Annotated in this window: 10 protein-coding genes; all 10 read right to left on the bottom strand. The window is 39.0% G+C overall.

Annotation, left to right across the window (positions count from 1 at the left end; all coding sequences use genetic code 11):
- Window positions 1–12: 12 nt before the first annotated feature.
- Window positions 13–2,262 (bottom strand): 5-methyltetrahydropteroyltriglutamate--homocysteine S-methyltransferase, encoded by a 2,250-nt coding sequence (metE, locus tag ACWPUA_RS00525; RefSeq protein ID WP_414293778.1) that lies wholly within the window; start codon window positions 2,260–2,262, stop codon window positions 13–15.
- 243 nt (window positions 2,263–2,505) lie between these two features.
- A complete protein-coding gene (locus ACWPUA_RS00520; protein WP_454378507.1) occupies window positions 2,506–2,868 on the bottom strand; it encodes a TIGR02328 family protein in 363 nt (120 codons plus the stop codon).
- Window positions 2,852–3,256, bottom strand: coding sequence for a YbgA family protein (locus ACWPUA_RS00515; protein ID WP_454378505.1), 405 nt, complete (start codon window positions 3,254–3,256; stop codon window positions 2,852–2,854). The genes ACWPUA_RS00520 and ACWPUA_RS00515 overlap by 17 nt, the downstream gene beginning before the upstream one ends.
- An 81-nt stretch (window positions 3,257–3,337) precedes the next feature.
- On the bottom strand, window positions 3,338–4,939 hold the full coding sequence (locus ACWPUA_RS00510; RefSeq protein WP_454378503.1) for a type I restriction-modification system subunit M: 1,602 nt from the start codon (window positions 4,937–4,939) through the stop codon (window positions 3,338–3,340).
- A gap of 31 nt (window positions 4,940–4,970) precedes the next feature.
- Window positions 4,971–5,798, bottom strand: a complete 828-nt coding sequence (locus ACWPUA_RS00505; protein WP_454378501.1) for a hypothetical protein — start codon at window positions 5,796–5,798, stop codon at window positions 4,971–4,973.
- 1 nt (window position 5,799) lies between these two features.
- Window positions 5,800–6,324 carry a hypothetical protein gene (locus tag ACWPUA_RS00500; protein WP_454378499.1) on the bottom strand — a complete coding sequence of 175 codons (525 nt, stop codon included), beginning with the start codon at window positions 6,322–6,324 and terminating at the stop codon, window positions 5,800–5,802.
- A 9-nt stretch (window positions 6,325–6,333) separates the two neighbouring features.
- Entirely contained in the window at window positions 6,334–7,533 is a 1,200-nt protein-coding gene (locus ACWPUA_RS00495; protein WP_454378497.1) for a restriction endonuclease subunit S, read from the bottom strand.
- On the bottom strand, window positions 7,517–8,731 hold the full coding sequence (locus ACWPUA_RS00490; protein WP_454378495.1) for an AlbA family DNA-binding domain-containing protein: 1,215 nt from the start codon (window positions 8,729–8,731) through the stop codon (window positions 7,517–7,519). Before ACWPUA_RS00490 ends, ACWPUA_RS00495 begins: the two co-directional genes overlap by 17 nt.
- Window positions 8,725–9,543 carry a hypothetical protein gene (locus ACWPUA_RS00485; protein WP_454378493.1) on the bottom strand — a complete coding sequence of 273 codons (819 nt, stop codon included), beginning with the start codon at window positions 9,541–9,543 and terminating at the stop codon, window positions 8,725–8,727. Before ACWPUA_RS00485 ends, ACWPUA_RS00490 begins: the two co-directional genes overlap by 7 nt.
- Window positions 9,544–9,555: 12 nt before the next feature.
- Window positions 9,556–12,546, bottom strand: coding sequence for a type I restriction endonuclease subunit R (locus ACWPUA_RS00480; RefSeq protein ID WP_454378491.1), 2,991 nt, complete (start codon window positions 12,544–12,546; stop codon window positions 9,556–9,558).
- Window positions 12,547–12,611: the final 65 nt, after the last annotated feature.

Below are 12,611 nucleotides of genomic sequence, written 5' to 3'. Positions count from 1 at the left end.
AATTGTCTTTTCTTACAATTTTTCACGCGCAGCTTTCGCAGCGTCTACAAGGCGGATCAAGCTTTCTTTCGTTTCTGGAATACCACGTGTTTTCAAACCACAGTCAGGGTTGATCCATACTTTCTTGCTTGGAACTTTCGCAAGGATGGCTTCGATGGTGTGGTCGATTTCGCCTTCGTTAGGCACACGAGGAGAGTGGATATCGTAAACTCCAGGACCCACTTCTGTCTGGAAGTTTTGAGCTTTAAGTTCGTCCAAGATTTCAAGGTTTGAACGGCTAGCCTCAAATGAGATAACGTCTGCATCCATGTTGTCGATAGCTGGGATGATATCTGTAAATTCTGAGTAACACATGTGAGTGTGAATTTGTGTGTCTGGTGCTACTGTTGAGTGTACCAAACGGAAGGCTGGAATAGCCCAGTCAAGGTAGTCTTCGTACCAGTCGCTACGACGAAGTGGCAATTTCTCACGAAGAGCAGCCTCGTCGATTTGGATGATTTTCACGCCTGCAGCTTCAAGGTCAAGAACTTCATCCTTGATTGCAAGAGCGATTTGAAGAGTAGAATCCTTGATAGAGATGTCTTCACGTGGGAATGACCAGTTAAGGATGGTAACAGGTCCAGTCAACATACCTTTAACAGGTTTGTCAGTACGGCTTTGTGCGTAGCTAGACCATTTCACAGTGATTGGGTTGAGACGAGTCACATCACCCCAGATGATTGGTGGTTTAACCCCACGCATACCGTATGATTGTACCCAACCATTCTTAGAGAAGAGGTAACCTGACAAGTTTTGACCGAAGTACTCAACCATGTCATTACGCTCGAATTCACCGTGTACAAGCACGTCAAATCCAACTTCTTCTTGCCATTTAATCCATTCGTCGATGGTTTCAGCAAGGAAGGCATCGTATTCTTCTTGTGACAATTCACCCTTACGGAAGGCCAAACGCTTCGCACGAACTTCTTTTGTTTGAGGGAATGAACCGATGGTTGTTGTTGGAAGAGCTGGAAGTTTGAAGGCATCTTCTTGGATAGCTTCACGTTCAGCAAAGGCTGGCAAACGAGTGTAGTCTGCATCTGTCAATCCTGCGATACGAGCACGAAGTTCCGCATTTTCACCAACACGTTCAGTCGCAAAGAGTTCTTTGTTAGCAGCAAGAGCTTCTGCACCTTGACCGTTGCGGATAGCATCCAAGTCACGGATCTCATCCAATTTTTCAACTGCAAATGCAAAGTGGTTCAAGATAGCTGGTTCAAATTCTTCATTAGCAGTTGTAAATGGCACATGAAGAAGTGAACATGAGCTAGTCAAAACGATGTTTTCAGCTGGAATTTGCTCAAGAACAGCCAAGCTCTTTTCGTAGTTGTTGCGCCAGATGTTCTTACCATTGACAATACCTGCATAGAGAGTCTTATCAGCTGGGAAGCCACCTTTAACGAGTTCAAGAGTTTTCTTACCTTCAACGAAGTCAAGACCGATCGCATCTACTGGCAATTTCACAAGGTCAGCGTAAACATCACGAACGTCACCGAAGTATGTTTGAAGCAAGACTTCAAGACCTTTTTTGTCAGCCAAAAGCTTGTTGTAGATGTTCAAGAAGAGAGCTTTTTCTTCTTCTGTCAAGTCTTTGACAAGGGCAGCTTCGTCGAGTTGGATACGAGTTGCACCAAGTTCAGCCAATTTAGCAAAAACATCTTGGTAAGCAGCTACTAAGCTATCTACGAAGTCTTCTGCTTTCACGCCTTCTTCATAGTCTGATAATTGAAGGAAAGTGAATGGACCTACAAGGACAGGACGAGTGTTAAGACCAAGTTCTTTAGCTTCTTGGAACTCATCGAAAATCTTGTGACCAGCCAATTTTACTTGAGTGTCTTTTTCAAATTTAGGAACGATGTAGTGGTAGTTAGTGTTGAACCATTTCTTCATTGGAAGGGCACGAACATCCCCTTTTTCTCCTTGGTAACCACGTCCCAAAGCAAAGTAACGTTCAAGATCAGACAATTCCAAGTTTTGAACAGATGCAGGAACTACGTTGAAAAGGAAAGCAGCATCTAGGAAGTTGTCATAGTGAGAAAAGTCATTTGATGGGATTTCAGTGATGCCTTTTTCTTTGACGATGTTCCAGTGTTTTGCACGCAATTCTTTAGCCGCAGCCAAGAGTTCTTCTTCTGAGATTTCTTTTCTAAAGTATTTTTCAGTTGTAAATTTTAATTCGCGGAATTCACCCAAACGAGGGAAACCGATAATTGTAGTTGACATGTTTTGTCCTCCAAAAATTGTTGTTGAAACTATCTTAACAGAAAAGAAACTGTCTGTATAATTGTAAAAAATTAGGCTTTGATATAGTTTGAAACTATATCACGATTTAAAAGACAAAAAAAGATTTAGAGAAGATTCCCCAAATCCTTTGGTAAATATAGATTGATAGCCTTTCAAGGTTGCTATATTCTTCATAAAATGACAGTGAACTGACAGATACCTATGGCTTGTTATTATAAAAGACTATAGGTTGATCCCCTTTTCACGGAGATTAGCCAGACACTCCTTATAGTAGGCATGGTCATGCTCACTATAAATTGGACTTTTCAGCTTTTCCTCTGCTAAGTCTTGATAAGGAGGGCAGGTCTTGCCACGATAGTTCTTGTCCAGCCACTCTGGACTGACCTTGTAACCACGACGAGCCATCTCCTCCATGATCAAGCGATGATAGGCATAAAGACGATAAGGCGAGTGGGTAAAAACATAGTCCACCGTCGCATGCTTTCTGCCCCAGCCATTGCCACGAAGGGCGCAGCACTCTCGATGTTGCCCCAAGAGCTGAGGACGGGGAAGTTGTGAAATCAAAGCCTCATGCCAAAGTCTCATGGGAGTCTCCTTTCAGCAAGGTAGAATGTTGCAGATAAGCATTTGGGTAACGCTCAAGCAAGTCTCTCGTCTTAGCAATCAAATCTTCCTTGGAAGCTTGACCAAAGCGATAGCGATCCAGCAAGAGCATATAGTCTTTGCGTTCGTCAAGGCTAGCTTGTTTTTTAAAATAGCCCCAAATATGCTGGAAGGCGTTGCAAACCTGACCCCTGTGCTCTGGAATCTGGCAGGCGCGGTCAATCATCTCTTGAACCTGACTCACCTCCACCACTTCTTGCTTGAGATACTGGCGAATGTCCTTGTAAATATTGCTAGAATGGCTCAAAACAAGGTATTTATTTTCCGCCCAGAGTTGCTGACAAAGGGCACGTTGGTTGTTGTTTTCCATATTTCTCCTTAACTTCTACTAGTTCCCAGGAAATACGGAACCAAAGTTATATCTATAAAATGAGCGAATTAATTAGCCCCATCACCCTTTAAAGTTTTTCAAAAACTCTTTGAGTTCAGCATCAGCTTCTGGTGTGGTTCCGTGGAGTTGACCGAGCATATCAAGTAAAGAAGCTGTTTGGCTTTCAATAGCTTTATTTGTGACGTTAATTTTGCTGACGATTTCTGTCAGTGGTTCGACTTCTTCTTCCTCAAAGGTATCTACATAACGAGGGATATTGAGGTTATAGTCATTTTCGACGATTTCTTCATAGCTTGCCAGATGGGCAAACTTATCCATCTCCTCACGAGACTTGTAGGCTTCCAGAATCTTCTCGATATGAGCATCCGTCATGATATTCTGATTTTTCCCCTTATCAAACTCCTTTGAAGCATCGATAAAGTAGACATCACGATTGGTACGGTTCTTTTTGAGAATGATGACCGTGGTCGGAATGCTGGTGTTAAAGAAGATATTGGCTGGAAGACCGATAACCGTATCAATGGCTCCTTCTTCTAACAAGGCCTTACGAATGGTTCCCTCCGCATTGCCACGGAAAAGAACACCGTGGGGAAGGACGATAGCCATGACCCCATTGTCCTGCTTGAGGTGGTAATATCCATGTAGGAGGAAGGCAAAGTCAGCCTTGGACTGAGGTGCCAGTTTTCCAAAAGGAGAGAAACGAGGGTCGGCCATAAAGCCAGAGCTTGCAGACCACTTAGCAGAGTATGGTGGGTTCATGAGAACACCGTCAAAGTTAGTCGGCTCTTGAGTTGGCCAGTCTTCATCCAGTGTATCTGCATTGTGGAGGAATTGATTTTCAACAGGAACGCCGTGTAGAATCATGTTCATCCGAGCTAGGTTATAGGTCGAAGTATTTAGCTCCTGACCAAAGTAGACTACTGTCTGCGGCTTGTGAGAGTATTTCTTGGCATTGAGCAAGAGAGAGCCCGACCCCATAGTCGCATCATAGATGGTAAACCCTTCCTGGTCTTCACGACCCAAAAAGGCAATCTGAGTCATGAGTTTGGCAACAGGCTGAGGCGTATAGAACTCACCAGCTTTCTTGCCCGAGTCAGTCGCAAACTGACCAATCAGATACTCATAGGCATCCCCCAGCATATCGCCAGCATGACCAGCCACATCCAACACAGCCAACTCTTTCATGACCGCTGCTACCGTTTGGTTTTGCTTTTGTGGAGTTGCCCCTAGCTTTTTAGAGTAGAGGTCGATATCTTCAAAGAGATTTTCATAGAGGTCGTCACTCTGCTCGATATCACGAAAACCTTGAGCTAGATCTTCCAGCTGAAAAGTCCCCTCATTGACACGCGCTACCAGAGCTGTAAAGGTCAAGTCTGGCTTGATAATATAGTTGAGCTCATCATTCATAACAGAGACCAGATCCTCATGGGTCTCCGCATCCTCGTAGTAGTTGCGATAGACCTCAAGGGCATCCTCAAGACTATCTGTCCCCTCTTCCATAGTCTCCGCCACGAAAAAGAGCATCTTGTCAGATAGGTACTTATAAAAGACCATGCCCAAAAGATAGGACTTGTAGTCATTGGCATCCATCTTAGAGCGGAGAACATCCGCTGAGTTCCACAGTGCTTGGTAGAGCGACTGGGAAGTTTGTGTTGTTTCCATAGTGTTTCTTTCTAATTAAATCAACCTATTTTCAATTTAGTTTTTTTGCATAATTAGCTTCCATTTTATCATTTGTTATAGGATTCGTATATAATCGACCAAGAGCTAATTTCAAAAAACTTGTTAATTTTTTATTACTGTTAATTTGAAAAATATCATTTTCATCTAGCTCAAATTCTTGATGAGGATACCCCCCGTATGTTTCCAATAGAGTTTGCTTAATATCAGTGTCATCCAAGTTTATATCATAATCTTTTAAAACTGCTAACATCTTTAAGTTATTATTCTTAATTTCAAAATCTGAAACAAAATGCACTAGATTAAACTCTTTAAACTCATCAACTTCTGCCTGACTTGCTATACGATAATAATCATCAATCCCATTAAATAAGCTACGAATCGTTTTAAAACTTTTAAAATACAATTTATCATTTCCATCAAAGTAAGCATCAATTTCAGATTTTAATTCTATACCATTTTCGATAATTGTTCTTTCTGGTCTTCCAATGTTAGGTATCCATCTTAAAATTGATTTTTCAACTATTCTCTTTGACTTAGTGATCTTTTGAAAAATTAAATCATCATTTTCACCTTTTTGAAAAATCAAATCAATTTTAGAGAAATCTGATGCACCCACATCATTTAAACTTACAGTATTTGAAAACTGATCACTATATTCACTGATCATCGCTCTATGATCGTCATCAATTTTAATATAGAACCAATCCTCATGTTCTAATTTTATTTCTGGATTAAATTCTCTACTATTTTCAGGATCAATCTCTGGAGCAACTAGTTCAGAAATATCATCCGTATTATCCAATTTTCTATATATTCGTCCTACTTTTACTAAATACATTCTATACCTTCTCCAAAAATGTAAAATTATTAATTCTTACTAAATTCTGAATTTTACCAACTTCTTTTACATCGTTTCTCTTACTGTAAATTATATAAGTATTTCCAATCTCATCTTGTACCTTATAATACCTATATTTAAGTAACCAAATAAGATTGAAATAATAAGATTTTTCCATTAAGACAAACCATATTACAAATATAAAAAACACAATAAATATTTGATAAATAAAACTTAAACTACCTAGACCAAGCATTATGACAAACAAACCTATATACGTTGGAATAATTTCATGCTCAACGGGTTGAATTGAGACGATGTTAGCCGTATCAGATTTTTCTTTTTTTTCAAAATCGTTTAGTGTTACAAATGCAAATACTAGCATTACTAAAATCAAAATAATTATTTTTGTAATACTCGCCAATAAATTTTCAACGTTGGGACAAATATTTATAGTAAAAATAAACAGAATTAAACCAGGAAAAAAAGAACTGAACGACAAAAAAAATCTTTTTAAAAATTTCATTGGGAAACCTCAAATAAACATATCTTGCAATAATTTCTTTTTCAGAGTCTCGAGCTGAGTGATTTTATCTTGATGAGATGAGATAAGCTGGTCAAGGTTAGAGAAATAAGCGCCGATGGCTTGTTGTTCTTTAAGTGTTGGAATAATAATATCCATCTTGCCTAGCTCTTTACCCGATATTTCTAAGAAAGTAGACCCTGCTGAGTGTTTTAAAGCATACCTCGTAATTTCACTCGAATATGAAAACAAAAAATAGATATCTATCCCTTCCTTAATAACAAGTGATTGAAAACCTTGATTAGTAGTTGAATCTTTTGTAATAATTCCTACACTTCCAATACCCGCTCTAGAGGTGAATAGAATAGTTCTATTTGCAGGAAGAATCTTAGCAGAACTCTTTTGTAAGCCAAGCTCAGAAATTCTCTTTTCACTCGTATCAAGATAAATTGAATTGCCTACTTCAGTAGGAGAAAACCAATTTATTTCACCATTCCAATATTCCTTGACATTAGTGTCAGGTGTTCCTCCACCAACGATATCAACAATTTCACCTAGTTTCTTTTCTTCCCACTCACCTTCAAATCCGTCCAAACGAATCTCAGGAACGGTCTGTCCAGCTTTGGGAAACATCTTAGATAGCATGACCGCCTTGAGAGATTGGTAGTTGGTGAGATTGTCCTTGTAGCTAACCAGAAGGTCGTCGAGGGTGCGAAAAAGAGAGCCAATGGCGGATTGTTCGTCAAAGTTAGGAAGCGAAATTCCTCTTTCTTCCATCATAGTTTTTGTAATATGAACCATCGTACTACCATTAGTATTTTGTTGAATTTTATTCTTATCACTCTCTAACCAGATATTTAAATAATCTTGATTAATTTCTGTTCTATCAAATTCAAGTTTCCAAATATGATAATGATAAATCGCTTTTTCTTCGGTCCATATTTCTGGTCCAAAATTAGTTGCCCATAGATAAAGTAGGTCACCCTTATTTACATACTTATTTTCTTCAAGCTCTAAATTCGAATAATACCACTTGCTATTTGTATTAAAATTTCCAACTCTGAGAACTCTATACTTTCCTTCGTCTAATAATTCTTCCTGCTTATATGCACGGCCATTTAATAAAGTAATATGACGCCCTATTGTGCTATCCAGCCACTCAGCTTCAAAATTTTGAAACCTAATTTGTGGAGCATTACTGTGTTTTTTCATATACCTTCTTTTCCCTATACTCATTTAAGATATTTTTTACAACTTTAGTTACTGCTATTTCTTCTTTATCCCATTTACTATGTTGCTCATCCCCATCATAATTATACCCAAGGCAAATATTTTCACTTTCCTTTTTTATTTTCTCAATGATATCAGCTTTATTTTCTTCAACATATTTTTCAATAATATTTCTTTCTTCATCGTCATCAAAAACAGGAATTAAGCTCAAATGTCTTCTCCATGCTTCACCATCATGTTGCATTAATTCTTTTAACAAATACATCAATTCTATTTCGACAGAGTTAGATAAATAATAGTAATACATAGATGGAAACTTTATATCGTTCATCCTGTCTGATAATTTTAAAAAATTATACTTTGGTTGAACAGATATCCCCCTATATTCGTCAATATAATGTGAACTGAATTCCAACAAGATTGTTTGGTGGTATTTTAGACGTAAAATCTGCCATGTTGTTCTTGCGTTAAATTGGATGAGTGCATAAACTGGAGCTTTTAGTTCATCGTTCTGTGGATCATCAACTAATTCCATAGTATATTCAGGAAATTTCTCATAGTACCAAGAACGAGTTTCATAATTCCCCTTCATCTCAATCCAATGATCGTGGTCAGTTATATAATTAATAACACGTTCCTTAGGGAAAGGTGTCAACCCAAATCTATATTCGAATAGCTTTTCAATATCACTTATTTCTGCCTGACTATCAATTGCAGTATTCTTAGAACCTTTTCGAACATAAATTCGATTTTCTCTAACTTTACTATATTTTTTTGTTATGTAGAATGGAACCCTATTTGATTTTTTTATAATTAAAACATCTAAATCTCCATTATTAATAGTTCGAAATTCAACTGTCGGAATCATATCTCCAGCCCAAGTTAAATTTTGTAAAAAGTCCTGATAATTTTCTTGTGTCCACTTTTTAGAAAATTGCTTAACTCCTGTTATTTTAACAGGTTTATCTTGAATACCCATGATAATGTAGGCATCACGATTACTTAAATTATTTGCCATACAAATAATATCATGGAGAAGGTCGTTCTTCTTTTTATTTTTTTCTTCTTTACTTTGGCCTTCGAAGAAATATGGTTTTTCTTTAAAATCCCAATATTCCCCTTCCACTCCAAGATAAAATAATTCCCTTACGATTTCATCTAATTGATCATTTGTTAACAATTATAATTACTCCCTATAAACTGTAATTCCTTTTTTGAAAATCCTGATTTATAGCGCTCCCTATACTTTAGATAACAAGAATTTTCGAGCACATATTCTTCACTGAAATTTGGAATAAATACATGAAAACTATTTTCAAAATTTTCCTTGTCAAAAAATAAAATCCTGTTTCCTACCGGCATCTTGTCATCTATATCTAAAAAGATTGCTTCAACTTCATAATAGCAACTCTCGTAAATCCCGTTACTAGTATGGTTTTCGATAATTCCACTGACAATATTTTCAAAATATGACTGCCCATTATTAAACTTATCATTGCAATTTGCTCGACTAAATTGCTGATATATGTTGTCAATATTATTTTTATCAAAAAAATGAATTTTACCATTCTTTATTGAATTATTCTCAAAAAGAAATTTTTCAAATTGTTTTCCTAAAAGGTGACCTCTATGGACAACATTGTCATGAGGTATACCTTCATTTGTTGTATAGTAATCTAATATATCTTCTTTTAATAAAACCCGCCTTGGAATTTTTACCTTCCAACCAACATATCTATTCTTTCTTTGTATATTGCCTCTGCCTCTTCTGTAGTAATTAAGTTTAATTTCTTTATTAATATCAATAGGTGTGATTGATTCAGTGAGTTCTAATGTTTTAATTCTTTCTAAAAGTTTGGGAATTGTTGGAACCAATTTATAATAATTAGTTCTCTGCCAAATACATCTACTTATATTCGACCTATGTAACAAAGAAAGTAATTTATTTTTATTTCTAATTCCAAGTCTTTTCAGAACTTCCTTTTCTTTCATTACGACTCCCTACTACCTTCCAACCCTCAACGGCTCAATCACTTCTTCTATCAGTTGAGTATAGGCTTCTTTGATTTGTTTTTTATAGAGGAGTGGGTTGAGGGCATCTGTCACCTCAACTTTATAGTCCTTGTAGCGCTGACTCTTGGTCAGTTGACTTTCTCCTAGTTGTTTTTTCGCTCCCTTGCGGTAGTGATTGACATAGTAGCGGAGTTCATCTTCACCCACATACCAGGTCTTGCTAAAGTCTTGGATATGTTGCTGGATGACTGCCTCAATCATCTGATCAAGGATATTGGCGATGGATTGACCTCTGTAGCGGTCAGGATTTGCCTGTACTTCTTGCCAAAGCTCTGAGATGATTTGTGCAAGATTTGGATTGGTCTTCTCTAGACTTTGGATATAGGTATCCACTGCTTCTCTGTCCTGTGCGCTGAGACTCTTTTCCTGACTTTGCTCTTGCTCGATCAGGCTTTGGATCAAGGTCAGTATATAGGCATAGTTAATCTCATCGACTTGGATAGACTCCAGTTCGTAGTGGATATCCAGTGGCTCCCCATCCTCATCACCATCTTCTGAACGACTTTTAAGCTCGGCAAGGATATTTTGATAGAAGCCTAGATAGTTTTCCAATTCTTCTGCAGTTAGTCCAGTCTCTGCATAGATTTCTTCCTCGTCATACTCTTTGTAAACTCGGATAGAAGCCAAGTATTTATCAAAGGATTGATAAGCCTTGGCTAGTTTTCTCAATTCAGGTGTAGAGATTTGCTCGATTTGGAGTCCTTCTTCGGGGTCATCAGTGATGAGATTTTGGAAGTCGCTACAACTTCTCAAAAAGTTTCTCTTTTCTTCTTCCCAGCTAGGTGCTAGGACATCATTTTCTCCACCATTTGAGTAGAGTTTGAGGGCATTATCGACTGCTTCCTTAAAGGCTATAGGCTTTTGGAAAGTAATGATATGACCATAGGTCTTACTATAATCAAAGATACGATTGGTTCGACTAAAGGCCTGAATCAAGTCCTGCGGTTGCATGGGTTTGCGGTCGATAAAGAGAGTCGATAAGCAAGGGGCATCAAATCCTGTTAAGAGACGATTGACCACGATAACCAAGTCCAACTGCTCATTGCGATAGAGATACTTGTCTTGTTTACGGGCAAGGCGGTTATTGACATCGGTATTAAAACCACGAAGGTCTGCCATGGTAAAGTGAGTATCAAACTCTTGGTTATAGTCCTCTAAAACCTGCTTCATGTGGTCTTGGTTGGCTCTTGACTCTTCTTCATTTTCAGTGACAGAGTAGGTGATGGTCGCCTTTGGAAAGTCTGGAAGAACCATCTTGACTCTCTCAGATACCTTGACCCGTGTCTGACCAGCCTTGACTCTTTTGAGAAGGTCATAGTAGGCTTGGGCTTGAGGGATAGACTTGACCGTCAGGATGGCATTGAAGGTATTGCCTACTCCTTTTTGGAAGCCTAGTTGTTGGCGTGATTTATTGATAATGGCATCCAAGACTTCCAGCATGTGCTCCTCATTTTCATAGACGGTATCTGGGATTTCGTTTTCAGACTGGTCTGTGATGAGGGTATTGCGATAATCCACCTTAAAGCCTAAGACAGCTCCATCATGGATGGCTTCCTTGACCGTATACTCATGGAGGCGGTCTCCATACTGTTGCTGGGTGGTTTGGGCTAGGTCGCCGACTTGCTGGCGTTTATTTTCCTTAAAGATGGGTGTCCCTGTAAAACCATACCAGAGGGACTGAGGGAAAAAGGCTTTAATGTCTTTTTGTGTTTGTGGCGTCACGGCACGGTGGCATTCATCCACGACAAAGGCCACTCGGAGTCCCTTGATTTTGTCCGCATCTCGTTGGTAAAGACCTTGGTCAAACTTGCGCATCATGGTAGTGATTTTCTGGATAGTTGTCACCACGACACGCTTATCATTACTACCTAGTCGCTTGACCAAATCATGTGTATTATCCGTCTCATCGATATCGATGACATCATTGGTCGCATAAGAGAGGAAGGATGATGTGGTCTGTTGGTCCAAGTCCCTACGGTCAACGACAAAAATCGTCTTTTGGATAGATGGGATTTGAAGGAGATTCCTAGCCACCTTATAAGAGGTCAAGGTCTTCCCTGAACCTGTCGTATGCCAAACATAGCCTGATGCTTGCTGGCGAGAGGCTTCTTGCACCGCTTCGATAGCATGAATCTGGTAGGGGCGCAAGAGAATGATAGATTTCTTGCTATCATCAATGACAGAATACTGCATGACCATCTGGTGCGCACGAGGGATAGAAAGGACTTCATGGGCAAAGCTAGTCAGGTTTGTCACAGGATGATTGTCCTTATCCACCCACTTGGTTAGAAATTGCTTATTGAGTTTATTTTCACGAGCTGCAGCGATATAGCGAGTATCGACCTTATTGGTCACGACAAACATCTGCAAGCTAGAGTAGATGCCACGGAATTTCCCTTCACGATCATATTTTTTAATCTGATGAAAGGCATCGATAAATGCTGCTTGGGAACTCTTGAGCTCGATTTGAATCATGGGTAAGCCATTGATGAGAAGAGTAACATCCAGTCTACGGTCTTGGTCCAGAGGATTTACTTTTTCCCGTTGGACTTGATTGACAACTTCGTAGCTAGACTTTCCTGCTGCGATATTGTCACGCCAAATGACTGACAAACGGATGGTGCCTAGGCTCGCATCTTCTCTTTGAACCTCGACTTTGGCAATGCCGTTTTCACCAACCAACCACTTGGCAGCATCATAGTAGCTGACAAAGTTGAGTTGGTTCTGAATCTGGCGTTTTTCCTGATCGGTCAAGGGATGGTCTGCTAGCAGAGCAACATTGTTTTGGGCTAGTTTCTCAAAGAAATTGTCCCATAGTTGTTCTTCTGTTTTTAGGTCTTCTCTATAAGTCCATTGGCTTTCACCAGTTACCAGCTGGTTTATCAGTTGTTTTTCTATTTCCAGTTCTGGTTTTACCTGCATCTATATTTCTCCTTTTGGAAACCGCATTCTTCCTATTATTATATCATATTCCTAGCAGAAAACGC

The organism is Streptococcus sp. Marseille-Q6504, assembly GCF_965111625.1.
This window is presented reverse-complemented; position numbering and strand designations above follow the sequence as displayed.